Source organism: Pseudomonas medicaginis (assembly GCF_965119365.1).
Taxonomy (GTDB): domain Bacteria; phylum Pseudomonadota; class Gammaproteobacteria; order Pseudomonadales; family Pseudomonadaceae; genus Aquipseudomonas.
In genome coordinates, this window is the sequence record NZ_OZ221631.1 from 5,352,680 (window position 1) to 5,377,866 (window position 25,187).

A 25,187-nucleotide genomic window follows, 5' to 3' on the forward strand; every position below is an offset into this window, starting at 1 on the left:
AAACTCATGGGCGTTCCTTGCTGGGTTTTTGCTCGGCTTCACCGGTGTCAATGAGTGCTGATCCGATGGCAGCTGTTGAGCCAATAGTGGCGTGTTGGCGTTGGGATGAAAACGCAGGCAGGCACTTGCGGGCTGTTTCGACGAAAGGCGTGACAATCAGGCTATACACCGTCAGGTAACGCTGGTGGTCCTGTTCTCCGGTGCCGAAACGCAAGTGCTCGGGCTGCGAGCGGGTGACATAGAGCGTGCCGAACATCCAGTCCCACAGCGACAGGTTGACGCCGAAATTGCGGTTGAAATGGCGCGGTGCATCGCTGTGGTGGATCTGGTGCTGGGCCGGACTGTTCAGCACATGTTCCAGCACCGGGCCAAAGGACAACCAGACATGGGTGTGACGCAAGTTGGCCGCCAGGCTATTGAAGATGAACACCAGGTACGTCACGCCGAACAGCGTGTAGCGACTGATCTCACCACCACAGACATACCAGAAGCCTCCCGCGAAGAGGCCCAGGCAGGCGGTGATGCCGAGCTTCTCGACGATCTTTTCCACAAAATGCACCCGACTGGCCGTAGCCGGCACCAGCACGGGCGCCGAGTGATGAACCTTGTGAAACGCCCAGAGCCAGCGCGAATGAAACGCCCGGTGCGCCCAGTAGTGGACGAAGTCCTTCACCAGGAACACCCCAAGCCCATAAAGCAACGCGAGCGAAAAATTCTCACCGAGGCGCGGACGCGCGCCCCAGAGGTTGCTGAAAAAAGCCAGGTAATCCCCGGAGCGCAGGATGTACGGATCGACCAGATGAACAATGGGCAACACCAAGGCAATCTTGAGAATCGCCCGGACGAAGTAGTAGCGATAGTCCAGCAGTGCCGAACGGTGCAGATGCACCTGATTGCCGCCAATGAATTGCCAGAACGAACGGGCATCGGTCAGGCCGCGGTGTTTTCTGTAACGGAACAGGCCGTAGGCGACACCGTAGGAGGCGCAGAGAAACAGGACCCCGAGACGGCCGTTCAGGTTGAAAATGCCGAGGAACTGCTGGGTGACGGGTGCGATGACCCATGCGCTCAGGTGTTGATAGACAAGGGAAAACGCATCCACGAAGGCCGGTCTCTGTCGAAGGAACGGCATTGTAAATCAGTCGCGTTGGGATGAGCTTGGGTTTTCAGATAGGTATGATCAGTCGCCTGGACCGACAACTCCATAGGATGAATATGACATTGACAGTCGAAAGCTTGGTCAGGATAGCAATGACCAACCCAATCAATGCGCAAATCACTTCGCGCTTGCCTTCGCTCGGTTTGAATCAATGCATGCTCACCGCTGGCTGCCTGTTCCAAGCTGTCTGGAATCATCAGTCGCAACGGCCACCGGCATGGGGCGTGAAGGATTACGACGTTTTTTACTTCGACCCTGATCTGTCTTGGGAAGCCGAGAATGAAGTCATCAACACCGCCCAGCGTGTCTTCCAGGACCTCGACGTCAACATCGAGATCAAGAATCAGGCTCGCGTCCACCTTTGGTACGGCCAGCGGTTTGGCAAGCCTTATCCTCAACTTCAGTCGGCCAGGGACGGCATTGATCGTTACTTGGTTGCGGGTACGTGTATTGGACTGGATGTTGAAACAAGTGAAGTGTATGCGCCCTACGGGCTCGACGATGTCGAGCAAGGCATTCTTCGTATCAATCCAAAGAACTCCCAGCCCGATTTGTTCGATGAGAAGGCGAAAAGTTATCAGGCTCGCTGGCCGTGGCTCAGGATAATGGATGACCTTCGCTGATCCCACTCACTCCAAGAGCGAAGCCGACTTGAGCAGATCGTAAAGCCCCTCAGGTACCAGGGGTGATATAGCCGTGAAACTGGCACTGGAGCACCACGTTGCCTTGAATGATGCGCCGTCGCTTTCAAAGCCTTCCAACCAGGTTTTGTCGTAGAGGTCGGCGTCGTCAAACCTTGCATCGTAGACTTGGACAATCTCGTGCCCAGGCTTGCCGGCGTAGGTAAAAATGCTTTCCAAGGTGCCAATCAGTCGAAGATCACTGATCGAGGCACCCAGCTCCTCTTGCACTTCTCGGACGATGGCATCGCGACTTCTTTCGCCAAATTCGATACCGCCACCAATCGGACGAAAAAGCGTCTGGTTTTTATTGGCATCGTAGAACTGGTTGACCAGTATTTTTCCATCATGATGAAAGATACAAAGAGCGAGGGGGCGAATGCGTTGCTCCGACATGAATAAAACTTCCTTTTGATTTAATGATGCACAACGTCCTGCCAATCCCAGGGATTGAAACACATACCGACTCAGCCCTGACTCATCGTCCCCGAAAAACTCGCCTCCACCGGCCCGATAAGAAAGACCGCGCCCACGCCATCCCATTGAACCGTCACGCGGCCGCCATCACATTCAACCTCGACGGTATCGTCCAGCAAACCACGACGAATCCCATTAACAACCGCGCCACACGAACAGGATCCCGAACCCAGCGCAATACCCGCCCCGCGTTCCCAGATGCGCAAGCGAATATGTGTGCGATCAATGATCTGGACGAAATGAACGTTGGTCTTGAGTGGAAATAGCGCGTTGGTTTCAATGGCCGGGCCGATGGTCGCGATATCAACGGTTGCCAGATCATCGACAAAATAGGTGCAGTGCGGATTTCCCATGCTGCAGGCGGCTGGACTGCCGGCAAGTGGCAACACGGCGGTGTCCAGTGCTTGGGCCAAAGGAATGTCCGACCAGCCGAAAAGCGGCACACCCATGTCGACGGAAATATCGCCGGTTGGGGTGCGCTCGCACGTGAGCAGACCACGGTTAGTGCGCAACGCCACCGAAGCCACATTTGCTTCGCGCATCAGCATATCCGCCGCACCCCGCGTCGCACTGCCACAAACGTCCAGCGCGGAGCCATCCGCGTTCCAGAACATCACGCGCGCATCGGCATCGTCGCAATCGAGCAACACCGCGAGTTGGTTGAAGCCCACCCCCCGGTTCCGATCCCCCATTCGCTGGGCCATGGCACTCGTCACCGGGTTGGCCGAATTTCGCGAATCGACAATCACGAAGTCATCGCCATTGGCATGCATCTTTTGAAACTTCAGCGGCATGCAAACGCCCTGCTGGAGATGGAAATGGAATTACCGTCGGGGTCTTTGGCGTTGGAAAAAGAGTAACCGTCCGCCCTGTGCGTAGCGCCAAATTTCAGGCCCTGGGCCATGCACTTGGCCTTGAAACCCTCGACATCCTGGAGATCAAAGACAAGCTTTACGGTGACTTGCCCTGTTTTAACGGCCTTCCCTGCCGGATGAACCATCAGGATCGCGCCACCGTTTGCAGGACGCAATTCGGTGACGCGGTCATCGACTTTTCTTTCACTGGTAAAACTGAAATGACGCTCATAAAAATCGCAGGTCGCTTGAACGTCCCGGACATACAGCATGATTCGATTGAGTGACGGTTGCATGTGTTCTTCCTTGATCATTATTGGTGTTGCGCCTGCTCATATGCCTTAGTCATTACCTCCCAGGTCTTCGCGTCGGCAGGAATCAGATGCTCGATACGCAATGAGCTCATCGTGATGTCGAGCGGCATGCCGAAGGTTGTGAACGTTGACATGAACTTCAGCTCTCCATGGGGAGAGTCGACTCGCGTCAGCAACAGCGGAGGCAGCTCGTTAACCCGCGCCGCAGAGCTTTGTGGGGCCGGCAGGCTCTTCAGAATCTCAGCCAACGCAGGATTACTCAAGGCTTCCCGAGATGCCCGTTGCCAGGTCACTAATCTTATTTCCTCGGCGTTACTCAAATGATCGCCCAAGCCACCGGGTTGCAGCAGTGTCACCAAGAGGTTGAGCCCATCAGCTGCATCCCTGGCAAGACCCACCAGATCGAACAGAACACCCGCGCTGGTGTTGGCTGCAAGGATGTCCCATTGGGCACCCAGAACAATCGCCGGAGCGGGGTTATTGGCGTGAAGGACATGATTAATGGCATCACGTACCACTTCCATTGACGAAGACGTGAGCGGCGTCGTTTCGTAGCGTGGGGCATAGCCACTGGCAATGAAGATGTCGTTGCATCGCTCCAAAGGTACATCCAAGGCAGTCAACAAGTTATGCAGAGTGCCAGGGCTTGGCTTGGCGCGCCCCGTCTCGATGCAACTAAGGTGACGCTGGGATAACCCGGTTATCAGTGCACAGTCCAACTGACTCAGTCCGGCCTGTTGGCGCAAGTGACGCAGTTGCGCACCGGCTGAGGTTGGTGGCGTTGTTCGAGAAAAAGGTCGACTGGTCATCCGTTGACTCTGGCATTGCGGGTGAGTGGCGTCCATGACCTCAGAGGTCATTGAAACCATGACGGCCATATCACTAGCCTACCTCTATTGACCAATGAACGAGTCCAAGGAGGTAAAGTGAAAAGACCCTACGTTGCACTTGTCGCGCTGCTGTTTTTTTCAATGTACACGGCCAGTACTGTGATTCTCGCCGAACAATCGCTCCTGGAATTCGGCGTCAGGCTCATGTCTAGCCCAGACACCGCGCAAGTAGTCATCGATCTCTATCTGCTCGCTTGCATGGCGTGCATTTGGATGTACAGGGACACTCGCTCGAAAGGCAGGTCGTTCATGTCGTTGCTGCCCTACATACTGATCACGGCCATCTTCGTATCAATCGGTCCACTGTTATACATCGTCGTTAACGGATTTGGACGCCAATCATCATCGGTGACGTCTACTCACCCCCATCCGCCTTTTTCTCAAGCCACGCCTCACGCGTCATCTCCCAAACCTCCTTGAGCAACGCCCCACAAACAAAATCCCCCTGCTGCGTCCCGATCATGCGCATGCCTTCGCGCTCCGAAACCCTGCGCGAAGCCAGGTTGCCCACCGCCTTGGGCACCTGCATGACGGGGCGTTCCAGGGTTTCGAACCAATAGGCATTGATCACTTCACAAGCCTCGCGCATATAGCCCTTCCCCTGCCACGGCGGCGCCAACCAGAACCCTCGATTGTTGCCGGGCTGGTCGTACAGGCTGATGCTGCCGATGCTCTGCGTCGGCGCTTCGGCAATACGGATCATCCAGTGCCACTCGCGTCCGGCTGCAATAGCCGGGAGTACATGGTCGCGCACGTACGTCAGCGCGCCGTCATCCGGGTAAGGCCAGGGCACGCGGCTGTCCAGGTAACGGACCACTTCCCAATGGGGAAATAGCTGCTGGATCGCCGGTGCATCCGTCAGTTCAAGGGGTGTGAGGATGAGGCGTCGGGTTTGGAACGTGGGGATGGGGCTCATGATGAAACTCCTTTTTCAACGTTATGGCGTCCTTGGAAAACCCTCCACGCTAAAAGTTATCCGTCGCCCTGCACAGTTTGCTGTCCTTCAAGAATGAACGGGGAAGTTGCGTCGTTGCCGCAGGCAGTTGCTTGAGCCTTACCTCACACTCATAACGCCCCGCAGCGTCCAGTTGGTAATCCTCCCCTGCCTTAGGGACAAAGCTGAACATGTTGTAGCATTGGGCACCGATGTAATGAAAAGCAATGGGCTGCCCGGCGGGCACCAGCAGCTCAGTCATGACCGTGGAAGATGGGTGTTTGTCGTCATCCGGCATGCCCAGGCTTTCGCCGTTGCGATTGGCGTAGCCATCGCGGAACGCCACCATGACCCCGGCGCCCGGCAGGCGGAAGTCCACACAATCGGACTTGGGTACGGCCCTGACCATGCCATCGCTGATCACCCGCAAGCGTGCGGTCTCACCACCGTCTGGCGTTGAGTAAGGGGTGGAGAAAGAGCGGACATCCGACAGCGCTCCGCAGCCGGTGAGCAGGGTCAGTAAGGTGAGATTCCAGGCATGTCGCAGGACGCGGGACGTCGTACGCGGGCAAATGTCAGTTCGGGCGTTTAGGGGGCGTGACGATTGGCTCACGATGATGCTCCATGCGGGTCAGATATCCAGGGCCAACGACGGTCGAGAGGAACGCGATGCCAGCGCGAGATTTTATAGAGGGTTCGGGGATTGGCTGCAATGGCCGATGTATCGGGGCGCGTGTCATCCGAAGTTCCTGTGGATCGACAACCAACCCTGCCCCTTGATCAGCAGATGATTGCCCTACCCCTTATCCGGCTCTTTGGCTGTCTTTCTGCGGCCGTTCGAAGTCATTACTTTGTATTCACCGGCACTGGCTTCTTCCACTGAATATGCGGTCAGGGAGTCCTCGTGCAAAACGTAATGACCTGAAACGCTAACGGAAAGAGGGACAGTTTCGATATGAGCCGCCACCTTTGCTGAGGTCGCGGTCAAGAAAGCACTCGGCTCCATCGCAAACCGCTCCGCCAGCGCATATGCCATCTTGTGACTGATAATCCTATCGCCATTGAGCACTTTGGACACCGCCGTTTTATCACCGATTTCAGGGAGGTCTGAACCGGTGAGCCCGAGCGTCTCCATCAGGTCCTTGATCAATTGCACAGACGTGCAGGTCGCCTCAAAAGCGGCAGGGGGTCTTGATGCCATGTACAAACTCACTGCGCAGGCGATCCAGTACCGCATGTAGCTCGCCAAGCGTTGCGATCACGGTTTGAAAGTCGTTACGGGCTGCGCTCATCGTCTTACCCCTTTGTTTCTTGCATACCAGCCCGGCTCCTGGCCGAATCGCAAACGTTGCCGCGCTCCCGTTTGCCAATCGCTACCACCAGAATGACAATCCGCTCTTCCTCAATGCGGTACACCAGTCGATACCCAGCCCCACGCAACTTGATCTTGTAGCAATCCTTCATTCCATGAAGCGCGTCGGCTGGCACTCGCGGGTTGCCCTGCCGGGACTGGAGTTTTTTCAGAAGCTGCAGACGGATTGCACCGTCAGTTTTCTAAGCTCCTTGAGTGCCTTCGGATCCCACTCGACATCATAATCAACGCCCATTGACGATATCAGCCTCAGCCTCGCCAATGAGCTCATCAAGGGACATCCGAACAGGTGTTTCATTGGCCTCGATGCGTGCCTTTACCACTTGCGCCAGTTCCAGCTCCTCCAAGCGATCAACCATCGCCTCGTAGACACTTGCCGGGACCATGTAACCCATAACACGGTTATGGTTCAACACGGCCACTGGCGCGCCGTTGGCGCCGCTCAGGACGGATGAGGGGTTCTTTTTGAGTTCGGATACGCTGACGGCCACATCAGCCAAAATGATTTGCATGGAGGCGGCTCCCGCTTAAATAGGTCGTTATTTTGGTCTTTATTGGCTGACCGAGCAAGCACAGCCGTTGCACACCTGAGACCTACCTTCCGCCCCCTAGCTCAACAGAGCACATTCATCGGTTTGGCCCGCGAAGCCGCAACTCTTGCGCTTCACCCCGTCACACACCCCTGCGGCACCTTCCCAGCAAAACTATCCACCAGACTCGCCACCACCATCTCCCCCATCCGCGTGCGGGTCTGCAACGTCGCGCTCGCCCGGTGGGGTTGCAGCACCACCTGCTCATTGCCAAACAACGCCTCGGGCACATGCGGCTCATCGACAAACACATCCAGCGCCGCACCGGCGATTTCACCAGAACTCAGCGCCGCCACCAGGTCGGCCTCGTTGACCAGTTTGCCCCGCGCCACATTGATCAGATACCCGCCCTGGCCCAAGGCACGCAGCACCTCGGCATTGATGATGGCTTCCGCCTTGTCGGCAGCGGCCGCGAGGATCAGGGCGTCACTGTCGCGGGCCAGTTGCTTGAGGTCGGCGACGAAAGTGTGGTTCACGTCGCTCATGGGTTGCAGGTCGGTGTAGCTGATCGGGCAACCGAACGCGGCGGCGCGGGTTGCCACGGCGCGACCGACCCGCCCCATGCCGACGATGCCGATGCGCATACCGGACACCTGACGGGCCAGCGGCAGCGGAGACAGTGGCGTCGGGCTCTGGGGCCATCGGCCGGAGCGCACGTAGCGATCACCGGTGCACAAGCCGCGACACACGGCAATCAATAAACCGATTGCCAAGTCGGCGACATCTTCGGTCAACGCACCGACGGTGGCCGTGACACGGACTCCGCGATCCCGGGCGTAAGCCAAGTCCACCGCATCGGTGCCCACGCCGTTGACCGCCACCACTTCCAGCTTGGGCAGTCGGGCCATGAGCGCCTGGCTGATGCCGGTATGCCCTCCAGTGATCACACCGCGAATATTGGCACCGTGTTCTTGCAGATAGACTTGTTTGTCGGCCTGTTCGAAATAGCGCCGCACCGTGAACAGCTCGTTGAGCCGGGCGTTGATTTCAGGGATCAGGATCGGGCTGAGTTGCAAGACTTCTGGCTTCATGTAGACCTCGTAACGGAATGGAAAAGACAGGCTCAACCGCGGCCAGCAAACGGCATGGCCGTGGCCATGACGGTCATGTTCAGGACGTTGGCCGACAACGGCAGGCCGGCGATGTAGCGCACCGCATCGGCGACATGCTTGACGTCCACCATCGGCTCCACCGCGATGCTGCCGTTGGCCTGGCGTACGCCCTTGGTCATGCGCACGGACATCTCCGTGAGGGCGTTGCCGATGTCGATCTGGCTGCAGGCGATGTTGTATTCGCGTCCGTCCAGGGCCAGGGATTTGGTCAACCCCAGCACCGCGTGTTTGCTGGCGGTGTAGGCGCTGCTGAACGGTCGTGGGGTGTGGGCCGAGATCGAACCGTTGTTAATGATCCGTCCACCCTGGGGCTGCTGCCGGCGCATCAGGCCGAAGGCACCGCGGGCGCAAAGGAAAACGCCGTTGAGGTTGGTGTCGATCACGTTTCGCCACTGCTCGAACGTCAGCTCATCCAGCGGCACGGCGGGCGCGTTGACCCCGGCGTTGTTGAACACGACGTCCAGGCGTCCGTAGGCCTCGGCGATGGCGGCAAACAGTGCATCGACACTGGCCGGATCGCGCACATCGGTGGGTACCGCCAAGGCTTCGCGTCCCTCGCAGGCCGCCAACTCGACCAATGTCTGCAAGGGCTCGGGGCGGCGCCCGGCCAGCACCAACGTGTAACCGTCTGCTATCAGGCCCAGGGCCACCGCTCGGCCAATCCCGCTGCCGGCGCCAGTCACCAGAGCCACTTTCAATGTGTTGGACATGTGGATTCTCCCTTCTCGAATTCAGTCAGATAAACGCGGACCGACGCGCATTTCCAGTTCGCCGATGCCATCGATGCCCGCCGTGATGACATCGCCCGGCTGCAGCACATCGACGCCTGCCGGGCTACCGGTCATGATCAGGTCGCCAGCCCGCAGCGCCACCGATTGGGAGATACGGGCGATCACTTCACTGACCGACCAGATCTGGCTGTCGAGGCTGTCGCGCTGGCGCTCCTGGCCGTTCACGTTCAGCCACAACTCGCCATCGGGGTGCCCCGCCCGGGAGACCGGCACGATGGCGGTCATTGGCGCGGCGCCGTCGAACACCTTGGCGCCCTCCCACGGCAAACCGTTGCGCTTGGCCATGCGCTGGACATCACGCCGGGTCAGATCCAGACCCGCCGCGTAGCCCCACACATAAGCCAGCGCCTGGCTCTCAGGGATGTTGGCGCCGCCCTCACCGATGGCCACGACCAATTCGATTTCGTGAACGAACTCCTCGGTCACCGATGGAAACGTCATCCCACCCGTCGCTTCCACTACGCAACTGGCAGGTTTCATGAAGAACACCGGCGGCACGCGGGATTCACCCTGGGTATCAGGCCAAGGGTAATTACGCCCCACGCAAAAGACCCGGCCGACGGGAAAACGCTGAGGGGTGCCGACAACCGGCAAGGTCACTGGCAGGTCCGGGGTAAAGACATATTCGGGCATGTTCATCCTGATAAAAGTCCTGTTGGAAGGGTCAGCGTACGGCGGCAATCCTTGGCGAAGTTGGAGGAATGCCGCCTCGTGTTGGAGAAAAACGGTTTTTTCCGGGCTCAGCGCGCCTTGAGTTCAATGCGATACAAACGGCCGAGCAGCAACGAGTAGGACAAGGTGCCGATCAGCGCCACGCCGCCGATGAACCAGAAGGCCAAGGCGAATGAGCCGGTCTTGTGGACGATTGCGCCAATCACGATGGGGGTGACAATCCCGCCGATGTTGGCCGCCAGGCTGGTGATCCCGCCGGTCAGCCCGATCAGTTCCTTGGGCGCCACTTCCGACACTGCCGCCCACGAGGACGACGCGATGCCCTGGGCGAAGAAGGCAATCGTCAGCACGGCAATGCAGATCACATTCGAATCGGTGAAATTCACCAGCACGATGGACATGCCCAGCATCGACCCGACCACCAAGGGCAACTTGCGGGCGAAGGACAGCGAGTAGCCGCGACGGATCAGCAGGTCGGACACAATCCCGGCGAGCAAGATGCCCACCGTCGCGCCCACGAACGGCAGCACGGCGAAGATCCCGGCCTTGATCATGGTCAGCTGACGCTCTTCGATCAGGTACGTGGGGAACCAGGTGAGAAAGAAGTACAGCGCCGACGTGCTGGCGAACTTGCCGATGCAAATCGCCCAGACCTGCCGATAGCTGAACAGCTCGGCGATCTGCCGCCAGTTGAAGCGGGTGCGCTCCTGGCTGCTCTTGACCAGCCCTCCCCCGGCTTCGATGTACTTGAGTTCTTCCTTGCTGACTTTCTTGCAGTTCATCGGGTCGCGATACAGGAACAGCCAGGCCACACCGAAGACGATGCCAAGTGCGCCGGTGCTGTAGAACACATGGCGCCAGTCGTAGGTGGTCGCCAGCCAAAGCAGCGCACCGGTAAACAGCGCCGTGCCCAAGTACTGGCCGCAAACATAAATGCTGCTGGCCAGGCCCCGTTCACGCGCCGGGAACCACACCGTGACCGCCCGGCTGTTGGCCGGAAACGCTGGCGCTTCCATCGCGCCGACGGCCAGGCGCAGACCGAATAGCGAAGCGAAGCCCGTGGCAAAGCCCTGGCACACGGTGACGGTCGACCAACTGATCAGCGACACCCCATAGGTGAACCGGGAACCGAAGCGATCGGCGATGAACCCGGCGGGCACCAGGGCAATGGCGTAGGTCCAGGCAAACGCCGAAAAAATCAGGCCCATCTCGATCTTGTCCAGGCCCAGGTCCTTGGCGAGGAACGGCGCGGCAATCGAGATATTCACCCGGTCGATGTAGTTGATGATCGTCGCGATCAGCAGCAACGACAGCATGAACCAACGCCGCCGCGACGGCAGACGCTCTGGCACTGCGGCGTCCCGGACGCCGGCAACCACCGGTGTTGCGGCGGTCTGGGAGGTGTGGGAATTCGACATGAGTGGACCTCGTTATTGTTAGAAGCGTCGAAATGTTTACGAGCAGCCGAAATCAATGCCCTCGATGCCGGGGCAGAACAATCGCTACTGAAATGAGGGGTACGAACAGCCGGTGTCAGGTGTTCGAAGAGGCCTTGCAACAGGGTCTGTTGCAGGAGCGGTCGGGAGGGTCAGCGTGAAGCAGAAACAGGTTCATGATGTGCGCACCTTTTGATTGTTTTTGGATGGAGGATCGGGTTGCGTGGCCCAACAGTGGTCGTACAACAACTCAAAATCAACCGAGCTGTTAGATCATTTTTCCCGTTTAAAACCGCGCAAAAGGAACCTGTCCAAAAAAATCAGATTGGTGATTTTTTTCAGACTATTGCCAAACTCAAAATAACTATTTGTTTTTAAACAATAAATTAACAAGATAAAACTTATCGTTTTTGGACAGGCGCCCTCCATTTTCGAGAGACAGAAAATTCACGCCGACAGTCTCGTCATCGTATGACTTCTTGAAAATCATCAAGGTGCACAGTCACAATCGTCATCACCGTCATGCACCGCAAAGGATTCCCAGGAGATGTCATCACCGAGCCGAGTCCCCACCTACGTCATGCAGCAACGCAGCGAATTGACGGATTTCTACATCCGCGACAAAAAGGGCCGACGCGCCGAAACCAGCCCGCACCGCCACGAATACTTCCAGATCCAGATCAACCTTGGCGGCGACACCGTGCAACACATTGGCAACGTCGAACGTCCGTTTCCGCGCAACACCCTGGCCTTCATCCTGCCCCACCGCGTGCACATGATTTTGCACCCGGCCGAGAGCAACTTCATGGTGATCAATTTTTCCCAGACGTTCCTGCTGCCGCATCTGCAGTGCGACCCGATGGACCTGGAAGAGGTCTCGATTCTGCTGGCGCCGGAACTGTCACCGTTCCGTTTCCAGGAACACTTGGACTTCATTCTGGGGGATGAGGATTTCGCTAAAGCCTGCGCGCTGATCGAACAGATGCGTGGCCTGGACCAGAATCGTCAGTTCGGCACCCGCGAGATGCTCAAGGGCTTGTTGCTGCAACTGATCGGCAGCGTCTGCGCCTTGTACGCCGAGCCGCTCAAGCGCCTGGCCGAAGAGAACGCCGCCGAAGTCAGCCGACGCGATGCGCTGGGCCGGATGTCCGAGTACCTGCGCAAGAACATCGCCGACCCCGACCTCAACCTGATCAAGGTGGCAGCAGCGACCTACCTGTCACCGACGTACCTGACCCACTGGCTGCGCAAGGAAATCGGCAAGACCTTCACCGAACTGGTGCTCGAACGTCGGATGCATGCCGCGCGCAATTACTTACTCAATGGCACCCGCCCCGTGGGCGAAGTGGCGAGGTTGTGCGGGTTTGCCGACGAGGCCTATTTTTCCAGGCGTTTTCGCCAGATACATGGACAGCCGCCGGGGCAGTTCAGGCGACAGCAGTTGAATCCGGACAGTCCGCAGTTGCCGTTGAACAATGGCTAGTAGCCCGTGTGGCTAATTCGTGTACTCAACTTCGGCGCCATGAGCCGGCATCGCTAGGTTATCTATACTGGCTCCCCGGATGAAAATCAGAGCGTGAACAATGGCCCTCACCCCCCATCAAAACCCTCCAGTCACTCTGGTCCCCGCTCAACAAAGCGACTCAGACGCTCTGGTGGATATTCGAATCGAGGCCATGCGCGAAAGTCTGGAGCGTGTGGGGCGATTTGACCCGGTGCGGGCGCGCGAGCGGTTTCTTGGAGGTTTTGAACCTCGCTATACACGCCACATCGAGGTATCGGGAAAGAGGGTTGGGTTCGTGGTGGTCAAGCCTTTCGACAATGAACTCTTGCTTGACCACTTGTATGTCAGGCCCTGCGTGCAAGGCTCAGGAATAGGCGCTGCTGTTCTCGATCATATTTTCAAGGAAGCGGACGCGAGCGCGCTCCCGCTCAGGGTGGGTGCCCTTAAGGAAAGCGCCTCGAATCGCTTTTACCTCCGCCACGGTTTCCAATTTTTCGAAAGCAGTGAGTTCGACAATTATTATGTTCGGCAGAGCGCTTGCACGGCGGACCCGGCTCGCTAGCTGGCTATCGACACAGTCACCGTAGAATCAATACCGCCGCCACCGCAATCACGGCCACCACACCAAAGACCATCCGCGCGATCCACGGCGCGGTGAGCCAGACGCCGGTCACCCCGGCAATCTGGCCCACGTTCTTCTCGGTCAGGCGGAAACTCGGCTCCCGGAAAGGATTGCCGCAATGTGGGCAGGCGTAGGCCTTGTCGGAAATTCGGGAAGCGCATTCAGGGCAATCAATCAGACTCATTGTGCGACCTCAGGGAGAGACGACTTGGGGTACTGACAAAGACCACGCATTTCCGGTTTTTGTTCTGAATCGAGTAAAGCTTTTGGAGAGCACGCTACGGAAAAGCGAACTGCTTCACAGCCAACAAGATAGCCCAGCCACTACTGTGGGAGTTTTACGCGCCGGATAAGATCGTTCAGCACGTAGGTGTCCAGGAAGGCTGTGACTTCAATGATCTGACCATTCTTGAGGGTCATGTGCCACAGGTAGGTGTTGTTGTAGGGTTTTTGATCAAGCGCCGTGGCCGTGCCGTTCCACAGAACAACCACGACATCATTCTGAGCAACGATGCTCTGCACCGTGGGGACAATCGGTGTTGCCAGCCGCGCAGTAATCGGCCGCACGACTTCGGCCAACTCAGCCTTGCTGTTATAGACACCGGAAACAGGGCTCGTCCCGGCCACGGTCCATTTCGCATTGGGCGCCAGCAGATCGAACGCCGTGCCTTTGCCCTGCTGCCAGTTAGTGAACGCCTGGCGGACCAGAGTCGCATTCGCGTGCTGGGTGTTTTCCGAAGCCCAGACGTTGTTCGTAAACAATATTAAAGACAGCGCAAGAGCCTGGACCCGCCAAGCAAAATTCATCCATCTGGTCATGATGTTCTCTCACAGCAATGCGGTTGATAAGACACTCCTCCAGGAGGACCTTAACGGCATGTGCCCAGAAACCTTTGCCCGATACTGCTGTGAGGTTGCCTGATTCTGTCCAGTGGCGAGGGTTCCACTGGCAGCCGTTCATCAAGCAATTTGCCGTGCCTTTCCGCCTTCAGTCTTAGCGACCTTCTTGCCCCGGTGCTCAATATCCCACCCTCACCGGGAAGCTATCGCGCGCCTGGGGCCATTGCCCCTGTCGTCATTTTTTCAGACGGCAGAAACCACAAGACCCCTGGTTTTCTTGGAAAACCAGGGGTCTTGTGTATATCGAATGTGGCGGTGAAGGAGAGATTCGAAAGCACCCGATTGCGATTTTCGCGAAGTCGTCCCCCGGTTTATAAGGGTTTCAGGGCGATAGTTAGCGTGCAAGCGTTCCCATGGCAGTCCCATGGAGTCTGTGCAGCAACAGGAAGCGAGCTGCAATATAGGGCTTTATGCGTTTTTTTGGGAACGGCGTCGGAAATGAGTCATTTTGGCAGCTCAATCCTCTGATCCACTTGAAGGGCTTGATTTCACTGGGCCTGTACAGGATTGATGCAAGGTGATTTTTAAGTAATGTAGAAGTAAGGCAATTACCTTTTGAGGAAGTAATCTTTCTTTTTATTCATATTTTATAAATCAATCACTTACGACGATATTACCCTTTTTCTTACTCAAAATCACTTTACGAGGTAATCCATCAAAGCCAATGAATACGGGCTTTTGTCGGTGTAACAGTTTCGGAATTACCACATTACCGACTGCGTTCCTGAAAGTCGGCGTCGGATGGTTACTCGTATCTGGCAACAAGCCACGTCTGGGAACACACCGTGCGGCCCCCCAACCTTTGCAGGCATTCGCAGGCTTTTTGGCCTCCACGATCATCACGGCAACGCCCGAGCTTAGCCGCGCTCAGCCATGTGCAGGACTGCGGAAAAAAAGACCCATTTAGACCGGAGGCGTGGTGGGGGGATGACGGCGCGCGCCAAAAGGAGACATGCAAAAAAATCCACGCGCACGAATTCGGCCGATTTGAGCACCCGTTCATATCTAGTTATCCGTCGCGACCGGTATAATCGCCGACTGGTAACCTAGGTCATGCTCAACGTAAACATATTCAGCGCAACCCTCTAAGCACACCTACTGAAGGATCAGACATGAGCACTTCCGATAATCCGGAGTTGGAGGCAGCAAAAGACTACAGGGCGCAGCAGCAGAAGCATTTCAAAACCGATGATAGCTACCGACTGCGCCTTGAGCCCGACCAATTGGATGCCGCCGTTGAATTCATCAAGAAACAATTCCCTGACACGGTACTGCCTGATTTGCGGCAGAACATCCTCAGTAAAATGGGGGCTAAAGTAGCGCCCGAGGACGACCCGCTCACGCACATCAGTTTTGAGTCGGAAGCCCGTGAAATCGAGAAAGTCATCTCAGGGCTTGGCCTTTCACTGCGTAGCGGTGTTTCCGTGGGCATCCTGCACGGGGACCATCTGGAGGCCATGCAGATGCCCGTGATAAGCACCCAGGCGAGTGTGATCATGATGACTAGGCACCTGACCACATTGATCTATCGCTTGGCGAAACTATTCGCTCGCACTGTAATTATGGGCCCGACTAATGGGGACGTCATAGAGATGATCTGGGATGCAAAACCAGTGATGAAATCTTTGATGGCCGACACCGAGCTTCGCAGAGACTGGGGCATGTTCTTTCTGGACTACTGCACGAACCCAAAAACACCGGACATCGGTCGCTCCATAAAGATCACGGGAGACCGTCAAATTCACTTAATCGGTGACATTGATGAGGCCATGACTTGGTTTGTACTTGCTCATGAGTACAGCCATCACGTGCTTGAGCATTCTTGGGGAGGGACTGCGGGGGCAGGAGGTGAAGCGTCATCAATTTCCCAAGCTAAGGAAACCGAGGCCGATGTTTTAGGCTCAGTCATATGCATGTTGTTGGGACAGAATAATCCCCGCGGCCCCAACCACTGCGCTAAAACCAATGTTGGCGCAGTCCTCATCCTATCTGTTCTTGATTTTATCAAGCGCGGATATCAAATCATGCTCACCGGAGATGAAAAAGGTTATCGGAAAGATCAGAAGCATCCACCGTTGGCAGATCGTCTAGCTACCATCGCTAATGTTACACGCGAATTTATAGAAAGCCATTGCCCAGGCGAACAGGAGGGACTAGACGCGTACCTCAAGCAACAGGCCGACGTTGCTGAGTTAATCGGTGCAATCTGGTCAGATAATCGCAGCTTCCTGCTGCATGCGTATGCAGTAGGTAAGCGTGGTGTTGCAGATCACCAGGATTGGCTGCCAAGTTAAAATGGCTGAAGCAGCACCTCCCCTACCAACGGAGCATCACGAGCCAAGCTCCTTCGTCTAGCAACAAATCGCCTTGCAATCAGTGAAAACCTGAAGACTGATGTTTGCCCGCTACAGGTATTAATACCTCGTAGCTTCGAACATCTGTCACTCCATGACAGCCTCGATCGGCAAACGAGTCTTGAATTTAACGATGGATTTAAAGCAACACCTAGTGCGCTTTCTAGCAACACATACGAGAGGTGGCACACAGCTTTCTCAATCACCTTGCGCGAACCGATAGATTGAATTAATAAAATTCTTGGGCAGCACTTAGACGATTATCCAATCGAATGTGTCATCATCGAAAAGCATTGGAGGTTTCCCGTAGCCTCCCTGAGTGATCCCATTTTGCGTCTCCTTGGTGGGCTACCAAGCGACGTAGAACCACAGGAAAGTGGAAACAGCAAGGAGCTCAGCATGTTGAACCAACATTTCTCCTCCAAAAATTTCATGCGCCTTCTGACCAGACAAGACATTTTCAAGTATGACATGGGCGCTGGAGGCGATGATTATCGTGCAAAATTAGCCACAGTTGAGGAGTCGATATCAAAATCAACATATACATTTTCAGATTTTAAAAAAAATGTAATGGCGCATGGAGAAGTCTTTTCCCCCCAGAACATAACGGATGAATTCGCGCTAAGAAAGCTCAACGACAACATAAAACGTGTTTTCAACATAAAAACAACCGACAGAAATAGCATACTTCCTCAGATCAAAGTTCTACTGGCTGAAAGTTGCGAGTTCTGGTTGCAAAAATTAGATATTACAAAATTTTTCGAATCTATACCGCGCGCGAAAGCATTAGACCTTGCCTATAAAGATCATAGGCTTTCATTTGAATCAAAGAAAATTCTTGAGAAGCTATTTTCCAATCTTGAGTTATGTAAATACGCAGGCTTACCTAGAGGAATTTCGTTAAGCTCCACGTTATCTGAATTATATATGAGAGAGTTTGATGCGTCATGCCGCTCACTACCTGGCTGCTATTTTTACACTAGATACGTTGATGATATTTTTATGCTGTTTTGTGAGGACCCAGGTGATATTGCAAAAAATATATATTTACCGGACGGACTATCGTTCCATTCCAAAAAATGCGTTTCCTTGCACCACTCTCATAGGGGCCCCGTCAGCACAAGTGACGGAGGATCTAGTGTTACGTATCTAGGGTACGAATTCAACTTTTTGAGTGAAAGCAAAGACAAGCCAACAACATTACAGGTCGGGATAGCAACAAAGAAAATAAAAAAAATAAAGACCCGAATAATGCTAGCACTATTTGAATTTTGCAAAACAAAAGACTTTGCCCTGCTCAAGTCTCGATTAACGTTCTTGGCAAGCAACTACAACATAGGAAAAGATCCAGCGAGAGGAAAATTGTATGCGGGCGTACATTTTAATCATTTACTGATTGATAAGGAGCGTCATTGTGATCTTATTGGCATCGATATTTTTTTGCAAAAAGCATTATGCAGCAAGAGCGGCTCACTGGGGCGGAGACTCTGGCCTCTCCTATCAGTTAATGAGCGCCGTGAACTCTTAAAAATATCACTCATGCAAGGTTTTCAACAAAAAATTGTAAGACCTTTTAAGCCTGAGCACCTTATGGAAATCAAGAGAGTTTGGGGCCATGTATAAACCCGCCAATAACAAAGTCCGCATTAGGAAGAACGACGAATATCGAGCAATACTAACCGAAACACTTCCTTATGAAGTACCAATGCTATTCTCAAACGAGGGCTTATACCTAGCAGCTAAAGATGGACTAATTGAAAAACTAAAATCCGAGCACGGGTTAGATATCTTTAAAAGCCAGCCGACAATCCCCTATAAATATAAAATTCGAAAAAACTCTTTTGAGTCTCGCGGCCTAGCTATTATGCATCCTGCACAGCAACTCGAAACAGGTATTTTTTATTCTCAATATGACCACCTTATTGTAGGACTATGTCAGCGAAGCCCCTTTTCCCTAAGGGCTCCAGCTTCTATAGCAAGCTACTATGTCGAACGCTCCCGTGCTACTGGCAACGCTTCGGCCGAGGACATTCAGATAGAAACTGATGGATTTGAAGCAGTTCCAAACACCGGCACTTCCTACTTTGCTTATAAAAAATTTCCATTTCTTTTCCGATTTTACGACTCCCTGGAGTTTTTGAGGTTGGAGAAGAAATTCAAACTTTTAACCATGATGGACATCTCTGACTGTTTTAATCGAATCTATACTCATACCATCGCTTGGGCAGTGAAAAATAAGGGCCACGCGAAGAGAAACAAGTCACAAAACTCTTTTGAAAATCGTTTTGACAAGCTTATTCAGAATGCCAATCATGGTGAGACAGCAGGCATTATCATTGGCCCTGAAATATCCAGAATTTTTGCGGAAATCATACTTCAACAGATAGATCTGGATATAGTAAATCGCTGCACTAAACTTGGGTTACGCTTAGACATTGACTATTCAATAAGAAGATATGTTGATGACTACTTCATTTACACAACTCAGCTTAGCGTTCAGGACACCTTAAAAAAACTCATCCCCGATGCGCTTTCAGAATATAAACTCGCTGTAAATCACGCTAAAACAACTGACACCGTTCGCCCCTATATTACAAACACATCAATTTCTCGCCACAACATCTCTCTTAATGTGGCTGCATTTTTTAATAAATATGTAGAAATCAAATCAGAAACAAGTGAGGACACGGGAAAAAGTTCCACTATTATTCACCTCAAAGAAATTGATAATGTTACAGCAGCAGTTGTGCAAACAATCGCAGCCATAAAACGTTCCATTAGCGAGACTGGCTCCTATGATGCGACTGCAAACTACTTCCTAGGGATATTCAAGAAATTTCTATCTCGAATGGTAAGAAAAAAAATAAGATCGAATAAGCCTGACCCTGCTAATGATCTTTATTTTTTTCTTACCGCAGTTATTGATATCGTTTTTTTCTATTACTCCATGACTTTACGGGTGAGACAGACGTATCAAATATCAGAAATAATACTCACAATATCCAAAATAATGAAACCCCTTCCAGCCGACCTTCAGGACTCGCTTATCAGAAAAGTCGTGGAAGAATCACGCTTAATCATACAGCAAGCAAACTCTGACTTTCCAGAGCATAAAATAGAGGTAATGAATCTATTGATCGTGCTTCGGAGCTTTGGTGACGCCTACATATTCGATTCGAAGTTTTTATCTCAAATATTTAACTTAAAAATCGATTCAGAAAACGAAATCACTCTAAGAAGTAATTTTGACTACTTTCAGCTAGTCTTTCTAATATCTTACGTAGGTGGGGTTCCTAATCTAGAAAAAATGGTCCGCGCTGCAGTCAGTTTCTCCACGGAGCGATTCGCACTTAAACACTGGGCGGACGAAGCGGAGAATGTTTTTTTATTTTTCGATCTATTATCATGCCCGCACGTGTCAGCTTTAGAGAAACACAACATTGCCAAACGTGTACTAAAGCACGTATCAGAAAAAAACTTAAATGACCGCACCAAAAAACTATTGGAAGACGTTAGTAATAGGACATGGTTTTTTGGTTGGAATAAAACAGCAGATCTTGGAATGGTTTTGAAGAAAAAGGAATTGCGTACCCCATACTAATTGGATAGGATTGAGCTGGGAACATGCAGGTCAGCTTGACCCAGGCCAGAGCTTACGAGATATCTGCGAATACGTTGAGTAAAACTCGAAGGCGGTTGCAAACCGTCATCGAACATGAAAGGCGCACCTAGACCATCTGAGCAACCAATATGGCGCCTGGCACCATGGAGGTTGCTGGTCGAAGGACACACGATGGGCCGTGCGTGTTCCCCCCTTCGGGGTGTCCCCTTTAAGCTATCCGGATGACATAGATAAAGAATCCAAGACCTAGGAATCGTACTTTTCCTATGAAGGCGCTGGATAAAAGTTAAAGGTTGCCAAAATAGCCCTGGCCCATAGGCGCGGCTCCTCATTTCTCGGAGCATCCCCTAGCCCACCGTTCCTAATCCGGTCCAGTACCTTCGTGGCGTCGTCTGGCTGAGAAGTTGCAAATTAGGTCGTCAGTGCTCTCTCAGCAGGTACAGCCTCATTACATCACCTCTCCTTACTGTAAGTCCCTACAAATGGCATCCACCGGATGCTGATTTTGAAGCTATGATATCACCCAGCGCCAGCGTAAACTGGTAAAAAGTGACTACTATGGTTATAACATGATCACTACTGACAATAGTCTCCGAGCTGGTAAAAGAATAACACTTGCCTGGTGGAACACTAGCCTTGCTCCATCAGGAAAAAGTAGAGGCAGTGAAGACCTCAGAAAAAATGCCGTTGAAGTAATTGTATATCTACTTACAACTTCTAAAGTCGACTTCATGGCTCTTGGTGAAATCTCATCAGAGGACTATGAGTATCTACAATCTATTAAATTGTTGAATAACTTAGAGTTTCGATCTGGCGTGTCAAATATAGGAAAATCACAATTTGACATCTGTTATATTTATAACCCGCAAAAAATAATCATACTAAACACAGAAAACATTACATCAGAAAAAGGGACAAGCACTCTTAAAATCGCTCAGCGAATAGACATTTTAGAGAAAGACACTGGCACCGTATTCAATATCTTTGCGTCACACTGGCCTAGCAGACTCTGGTGTCATAAAAACCATGCCGACAGAGATGTTCTTGGTATTCGGTTACGTGACGAAGTTGATAAAATTCTCAACGTAAGCTTAACGCCACCTCACATAATACTTCTCGGCGATTATAATGATGAACCATTCGATCAATCCTTGAGCGCTCAAGTAATGGCGACGAGAGACATCGACTTGGTGCATAGGCGAGAGCATTTATTTTACAACCCCTACTGGAGCCAAATGGGCCAAGGAAAAGTTGGTCAATCGTTTAAAGGGGGCAGCTATTACTATAAAAGTGGGACAACTACAAGGTGGCACACTTTCGATCAGATAATTTATTCGCACGCTTTTGTTTCTGCAAAAGAGTGGAGGCTAGCGGATGACAATACTCATCTAAGCGACGTCCCCGGATTAGCGGAGCTCGTCGTTAGCACAAAATCAAAATTTGACCACATACCAGTGTATGGAATAATTGAGAAGGTAGTTAATAATGGCCAACTTTAAGAGTGCTTTTGATCAGGGACTCAAAGCGGCAGCGGACGCGGCGGCAATCATTTCCGAGATAAACGCTATATTCGATCAAATGAATGCAGAAGTCTCTGCAGCGAGCGATGGCAAGGTAAATATCAAACGCGAAACTCGAAGAGAAGGCGGCGCTATGGCTGCTCTATTAGGGCTCGGAGTTTTTTCTAGCAAAACTCCACCCAAAGAAATTGAATACATCACCTATATAGTTGCTTTCAACCCGCTAGCGAATACCGATAACAAATCTGACATTGGAGAGATTGACATCCATAAACGAGGCTATCCTTGCCAGATAAAGTTTGGCGGCGATAAATATTTGTGTGAAGACAAAAAATCACTCGAAAGAATTTTAGCACTGATGCTCACAGACCCAGAAGTTGGAAAGGAGCTCTACAGACTTATCAACCTCCCTGTAGGCTCCAATGAGCAATCGTAATAATCTACTCAGCTCGGCGCTGCAGCACGCAGCGCCGCAGGTCAAATTTAGGGCCCTTGCGTCCATCTAATCGATCTGGAATTTTAGTATTTCTTGCCCGGCCCAATCATTAAGTTGAGTCATTCTCGCCTGAATGGGGCCCAATTCGTTTGTAATGAAAATCCGCGCTGCTTCGTTAATCGCCCCAAACCCACCCGCGTTCTGCGGCACGATGCCCATCAACTGTGGTGGAATGCGCAGGCTCGCCAATACATCATCACGGGTCTGATTCTTTATCGAGTTGAATTCATCCTTGGCCGCCACCTCGCTTACCGGTATCAATTGGATGCCGTCCTTCTTGCCAGTGGGCGAATAGACAAACAGATTCCGAAAATTCCCCGGCCCCTTCGACTCCTTCAGCGCTTTACGTAAAGCGTCGATATCCGCCTCAGTTTGCGCTGCATCGGTCATGTACAAGATAAATCCTGCATGACTCCCATTCTCGTAATACTTACGTCGAAACAGCGTCGCCGACTCATTGAGAAGCGCCGATTGCAACGCACTGATCCACTCCGGCATCCCATAAATCTCCTGGTGCAAATTCGCCTCGCGCAAGTGGAAGATACTGCCCGGTTCAAACGCGTGCTCGTTCTTCCAGCCCTGCACCTGATAGAACTGCCCCTCCGGCCCAGCGCGCATGTACTTCGCCAACGACGGCACCAGTTGCCGTGTGTTGCCCAGCACCGAACGTCGTTTCTCCAGGTATCCATTCCCCAGGCACAGGAAATCTAGGGCAAACTGTTCAAAAGCCGCCCGGGACAGCATCGGATGCGGGATAAACGTTTTGCTCAGCAGGTTGCGCTTGAACATCAACCCCGAATGCAAATGCACGCTCGCCCCCACAGACCGGGCGAGGCCGTTAAGCGACAACGGCGGCTCATACCACCGTCCGTTGAACCAACACTCCAAGTAATCGAACACCTCCCGCCCCCCCAGCACCGGCGTCGGATCCCCGAAGCTGAACACCTGAGTACCCGCACTGGGGGCGTCAAGGGTGGCCGGCAGTAGCGCTTGGCTAGCGAGTTGTTCGATCATGTGAAAATCTCCATTCGCCCGGTATTGACAGCGGTCTGCCCTTCAAGCGGTTCGTTGTGCAATGCGTGGAAGAGCGCCCAGGCCAGGTCGGCATGGCCGGTGTTGTCGTTGCGTCCCGCGGTGTAAGTGAACTGGCGGCCACCTGCAGTGATGGTCTTGCGGATAGCCATCAACGACTGCGCCATATCAGTCCAGCCGGCGTCGAACTCCAGCCGCCCCTTGTGGATGACGTCATAGGCTTTGAGCACCAGGCGGGTTTTCACCTCAGGCGAATAGCTGAAGGTGGTCACCGCGGGGAAGAACTGGCGCACCAGTTGGGCCACGCCACTGCCCAAACCGGTGACGTCGATGCCGATGTAGGTCACCCAGTAACGGACGCATACAGCCTTGATGGCGGCAGCCTGGGCGGCGAAGTCCATACCGCGAAACTGATGGCGCTCGAGCACGCGGAATTTACCGCCCGGTACCATCGGCGGCGCGACCACCACCAAGCCGGAACAGTCGCCCGTCTCGGCCGGGTCATAGCCGACCCACACCTGTCGATCTCCGAACGGACGCAGGGCAAACGGCTTATAGTCCTCGCCCCACTCTACCCAGCTATCGACCATGCACGACTGCAACAACGCCAGCGGAAAGATGCTCGCCCCGTCGTCAACAAACTCACACATCAACAAATTGGCGAACGCTTCGGGGCTGTACTCCCGGCGCAGTTCCTCGATGTCGAACAGATCGCACCCGCCCCGCTCGGCGTCCAATAACGTGACGATCTGCCGCCACAGTCGATCCTCGCAGAACCGCCCCTGCTGGAGCGCGCCGTGGGTCACATTAACCTTGGTGTGCTGCGCGGCGGGCTTGCCCTTGTTGAAGCGCTCGCCCGTCCAGAAGGTGTACGCTTCGTGGGCCATGCTCGACGGAGTCGAGAAGTAGGTCTTGCGCCACTTCTTGTGCATCGCCATGCCCGAGGCGACCTTGTTCAACTCCTCGAATTTGAAGGTCCAGAAAAACTCATCGAAGTAGAAATTGCCGTGATATCCCTGGGCAGTGCGGGCGTTGGTACCCAGGAAAAACAGCTCCGCGCCGTTGGGCAGCACAATCGGGTCGCCGGTCAGTTCTACGCCGATGACCTCCCGAGCGAAGGCCTGGATGTAGCCACGGAACAGGTAGGCCTGGTTCTTCGAGGCCGACAGAAAAATCTGATTACGCCCAGTGTCCAGAGCGTCGATGAACGCCTCACGGGCGAAGTAGTACGTTGCGCCGATTTGCCGGCTCTTGAGGATGACGCGGGTACGCTGGTTGCCAGCCCGATACCAGTCTTTCTGGTAATCAAAACAGCCATCGATGAAGGCCTCACGCAACAGCTCGACCTGGTCTTCGCTGATGTCATTCTTGGCGGCTTTTTTCTTCGGCCCTTCGTTGCGTTTGGCAAGGTTCGGGTTGAGATCGGTTTCGGTACCTCCGCCCTGGTAGCGTTGAATCCTGGCCTGGCGCTCAAGCTGCCTGTGAAGCAGGTCGATTTCCTTAAAGTCGCCACCAGTTTTATTGTCCTTGAGGATCAGTTGCACCAGGCGCGCCTCCAGGGCGCCGCCAATGCGTTCGACGTTGTCCGCTCGGTCCCACTCGTCGCGGGCCTTCCAGCTGTGCAGCGTTTTTTCTTTTTGGCCGGTGGCTTCGGCAATCTCGCAGACGCGCCAGCCCATCCAGTAGAGAAACTTGGATTGGCGTCGGGGATCGATGGGTAGCAAGGCAGTCGTCATGACCGGATCCTGCCGCCCATGGCTGCGACTCAATAGCGCCGCCCCTTGTGCCCTCCCCGCCTACAGTCCCGCGTCATTGCCGCCGCGCGCGCCCGTGACGACCATGCCCTCATTGCAGCG

The 25,187-nt window shown here is 53.7% G+C and carries 26 protein-coding genes and 1 pseudogene; 9 read left to right on the plus strand and 18 right to left on the minus strand.

Annotated elements, in window-relative coordinates; genetic code table 11:
• Window positions 1-4: 4 nt before the first annotated feature.
• On the minus strand, window positions 5-1,102 hold the full coding sequence (locus tag ACMTA2_RS23240; RefSeq protein ID WP_413795709.1) for a sterol desaturase family protein: 1,098 nt from the start codon (window positions 1,100-1,102) through the stop codon (window positions 5-7).
• Window positions 1,103-1,215: 113 nt separating this feature from the next.
• Here ACMTA2_RS23240 and ACMTA2_RS23245 point away from each other — a divergent pair, with 113 nt between their 5' ends.
• A complete protein-coding gene (locus tag ACMTA2_RS23245) occupies window positions 1,216-1,782 on the plus strand; it encodes a nucleotidyltransferase family protein (RefSeq protein ID WP_413791940.1) in 567 nt (188 codons plus the stop codon).
• 6 nt (window positions 1,783-1,788) lie between these two features.
• On the opposite strand, the gene ACMTA2_RS23250 is transcribed toward ACMTA2_RS23245, so the two are convergent.
• The 4 genes from ACMTA2_RS23250 to ACMTA2_RS23265 all read right to left on the minus strand — a co-directional run bounded on the left by ACMTA2_RS23250 (window position 1,789) and on the right by ACMTA2_RS23265 (window position 4,293).
• Entirely contained in the window at window positions 1,789-2,235 is a 447-nt protein-coding gene (locus ACMTA2_RS23250) for an NUDIX hydrolase (protein WP_413791941.1), read from the minus strand.
• A 71-nt stretch (window positions 2,236-2,306) separates the two neighbouring features.
• Window positions 2,307-3,110 carry a diaminopimelate epimerase gene (gene dapF / locus ACMTA2_RS23255; RefSeq protein ID WP_413791942.1) on the minus strand — a complete coding sequence of 268 codons (804 nt, stop codon included), beginning with the start codon at window positions 3,108-3,110 and terminating at the stop codon, window positions 2,307-2,309.
• Window positions 3,101-3,466: a VOC family protein gene (locus tag ACMTA2_RS23260; RefSeq protein ID WP_413791943.1), complete on the minus strand. Its 366-nt coding sequence runs from the start codon at window positions 3,464-3,466 to the stop codon at window positions 3,101-3,103. The genes dapF and ACMTA2_RS23260 overlap by 10 nt, the downstream gene beginning before the upstream one ends.
• Before the next feature lie 17 nt (window positions 3,467-3,483).
• Window positions 3,484-4,293, minus strand: coding sequence for a helix-turn-helix domain-containing protein (locus tag ACMTA2_RS23265; protein WP_413795710.1), 810 nt, complete (start codon window positions 4,291-4,293; stop codon window positions 3,484-3,486).
• Window positions 4,294-4,410: 117 nt separating this feature from the next.
• Between ACMTA2_RS23265 and ACMTA2_RS23270 the strand changes: the two genes are divergently transcribed.
• Window positions 4,411-4,794 carry a DUF2834 domain-containing protein gene (locus tag ACMTA2_RS23270; RefSeq protein WP_413791944.1) on the plus strand — a complete coding sequence of 128 codons (384 nt, stop codon included), beginning with the start codon at window positions 4,411-4,413 and terminating at the stop codon, window positions 4,792-4,794.
• On the opposite strand, the gene ACMTA2_RS23275 is transcribed toward ACMTA2_RS23270, so the two are convergent.
• From ACMTA2_RS23275 to ACMTA2_RS23315, 9 genes and pseudogenes are all read right to left on the minus strand, one after another.
• Window positions 4,730-5,290 (minus strand): GNAT family N-acetyltransferase, encoded by a 561-nt coding sequence (locus tag ACMTA2_RS23275; RefSeq protein WP_413791945.1) that lies wholly within the window; start codon window positions 5,288-5,290, stop codon window positions 4,730-4,732. The two genes, ACMTA2_RS23270 and ACMTA2_RS23275, sit on opposite strands and share 65 nt — an antisense overlap.
• Before the next feature lie 49 nt (window positions 5,291-5,339).
• Window positions 5,340-5,921, minus strand: coding sequence for a hypothetical protein (locus ACMTA2_RS23280; protein WP_413791946.1), 582 nt, complete (start codon window positions 5,919-5,921; stop codon window positions 5,340-5,342).
• A gap of 183 nt (window positions 5,922-6,104) precedes the next feature.
• Window positions 6,105-6,509, minus strand: coding sequence for a hypothetical protein (locus ACMTA2_RS23285; RefSeq protein WP_413791947.1), 405 nt, complete (start codon window positions 6,507-6,509; stop codon window positions 6,105-6,107).
• A gap of 95 nt (window positions 6,510-6,604) precedes the next feature.
• Window positions 6,605-6,915, minus strand: a pseudogene (locus tag ACMTA2_RS23290) (type II toxin-antitoxin system RelE family toxin).
• The gene (locus ACMTA2_RS23295; protein WP_063324969.1) at window positions 6,905-7,192 is read right to left on the minus strand and encodes a type II toxin-antitoxin system Phd/YefM family antitoxin; all 288 of its coding nucleotides are present in this window, start codon (window positions 7,190-7,192) and stop codon (window positions 6,905-6,907) included. Before ACMTA2_RS23295 ends, ACMTA2_RS23290 begins: the two are co-directional and overlap by 11 nt.
• Window positions 7,193-7,344: 152 nt before the next feature.
• Window positions 7,345-8,301 carry a 2-hydroxyacid dehydrogenase gene (locus ACMTA2_RS23300; protein WP_413791948.1) on the minus strand — a complete coding sequence of 319 codons (957 nt, stop codon included), beginning with the start codon at window positions 8,299-8,301 and terminating at the stop codon, window positions 7,345-7,347.
• A gap of 32 nt (window positions 8,302-8,333) precedes the next feature.
• Complete coding sequence (locus ACMTA2_RS23305; protein ID WP_413791949.1) at window positions 8,334-9,092, minus strand: SDR family oxidoreductase; 759 nt, start codon at window positions 9,090-9,092, stop codon at window positions 8,334-8,336.
• Window positions 9,093-9,113: 21 nt separating this feature from the next.
• Window positions 9,114-9,812 carry a fumarylacetoacetate hydrolase family protein gene (locus ACMTA2_RS23310; RefSeq protein WP_413791950.1) on the minus strand — a complete coding sequence of 233 codons (699 nt, stop codon included), beginning with the start codon at window positions 9,810-9,812 and terminating at the stop codon, window positions 9,114-9,116.
• 101 nt (window positions 9,813-9,913) lie between these two features.
• Window positions 9,914-11,263, minus strand: a complete 1,350-nt coding sequence (locus tag ACMTA2_RS23315; protein ID WP_413791951.1) for an MFS transporter — start codon at window positions 11,261-11,263, stop codon at window positions 9,914-9,916.
• Window positions 11,264-11,828: 565 nt separating this feature from the next.
• Here ACMTA2_RS23315 and ACMTA2_RS23320 point away from each other — a divergent pair.
• Window positions 11,829-12,764 (plus strand): helix-turn-helix transcriptional regulator, encoded by a 936-nt coding sequence (locus tag ACMTA2_RS23320; RefSeq protein ID WP_413791952.1) that lies wholly within the window; start codon window positions 11,829-11,831, stop codon window positions 12,762-12,764.
• Between the two features lie 100 nt (window positions 12,765-12,864).
• Window positions 12,865-13,347, plus strand: coding sequence for a GNAT family N-acetyltransferase (locus tag ACMTA2_RS23325; RefSeq protein ID WP_413791953.1), 483 nt, complete (start codon window positions 12,865-12,867; stop codon window positions 13,345-13,347).
• Between the two features lie 16 nt (window positions 13,348-13,363).
• Here the strand turns inward: ACMTA2_RS23325 and ACMTA2_RS23330 are convergent, their stop codons facing one another.
• Both ACMTA2_RS23330 and ACMTA2_RS23335 read right to left on the minus strand, forming a co-directional pair.
• Window positions 13,364-13,591, minus strand: a complete 228-nt coding sequence (locus tag ACMTA2_RS23330) for an integrase (protein WP_003204158.1) — start codon at window positions 13,589-13,591, stop codon at window positions 13,364-13,366.
• Between the two features lie 140 nt (window positions 13,592-13,731).
• Window positions 13,732-14,214 carry a nuclear transport factor 2 family protein gene (locus ACMTA2_RS23335; RefSeq protein ID WP_413791954.1) on the minus strand — a complete coding sequence of 161 codons (483 nt, stop codon included), beginning with the start codon at window positions 14,212-14,214 and terminating at the stop codon, window positions 13,732-13,734.
• A gap of 1,205 nt (window positions 14,215-15,419) precedes the next feature.
• Between ACMTA2_RS23335 and ACMTA2_RS23340 the strand changes: the two genes are divergently transcribed.
• The 5 genes from ACMTA2_RS23340 to ACMTA2_RS23360 all read left to right on the plus strand — a co-directional run bounded on the left by ACMTA2_RS23340 (window position 15,420) and on the right by ACMTA2_RS23360 (window position 22,239).
• Entirely contained in the window at window positions 15,420-16,601 is a 1,182-nt protein-coding gene (locus tag ACMTA2_RS23340) for a phage exclusion protein Lit family protein (RefSeq protein WP_413791955.1), read from the plus strand.
• Between the two features lie 459 nt (window positions 16,602-17,060).
• The gene (gene drt3a / locus ACMTA2_RS23345) at window positions 17,061-18,284 is read left to right on the plus strand and encodes an antiviral reverse transcriptase Drt3a (RefSeq protein ID WP_413791956.1); all 1,224 of its coding nucleotides are present in this window, start codon (window positions 17,061-17,063) and stop codon (window positions 18,282-18,284) included.
• Window positions 18,277-20,262, plus strand: coding sequence for an antiviral reverse transcriptase Drt3b (gene drt3b / locus ACMTA2_RS23350; RefSeq protein WP_413791957.1), 1,986 nt, complete (start codon window positions 18,277-18,279; stop codon window positions 20,260-20,262). The genes drt3a and drt3b overlap by 8 nt, the downstream gene beginning before the upstream one ends.
• A gap of 590 nt (window positions 20,263-20,852) precedes the next feature.
• Entirely contained in the window at window positions 20,853-21,782 is a 930-nt protein-coding gene (locus ACMTA2_RS23355; RefSeq protein ID WP_413791958.1) for an endonuclease/exonuclease/phosphatase family protein, read from the plus strand.
• The gene (locus ACMTA2_RS23360) at window positions 21,769-22,239 is read left to right on the plus strand and encodes a hypothetical protein (protein ID WP_413791959.1); all 471 of its coding nucleotides are present in this window, start codon (window positions 21,769-21,771) and stop codon (window positions 22,237-22,239) included. Before ACMTA2_RS23355 ends, ACMTA2_RS23360 begins: the two co-directional genes overlap by 14 nt.
• A gap of 66 nt (window positions 22,240-22,305) precedes the next feature.
• Here the strand turns inward: ACMTA2_RS23360 and ACMTA2_RS23365 are convergent, their stop codons facing one another.
• Window positions 22,306-23,313, minus strand: a complete 1,008-nt coding sequence (locus ACMTA2_RS23365) for a phage portal protein (RefSeq protein ID WP_413791960.1) — start codon at window positions 23,311-23,313, stop codon at window positions 22,306-22,308.
• The gene (locus ACMTA2_RS23370; protein WP_413791961.1) at window positions 23,310-25,067 is read right to left on the minus strand and encodes a terminase ATPase subunit family protein; all 1,758 of its coding nucleotides are present in this window, start codon (window positions 25,065-25,067) and stop codon (window positions 23,310-23,312) included. The genes ACMTA2_RS23365 and ACMTA2_RS23370 overlap by 4 nt, the downstream gene beginning before the upstream one ends.
• Window positions 25,068-25,187: the final 120 nt, after the last annotated feature.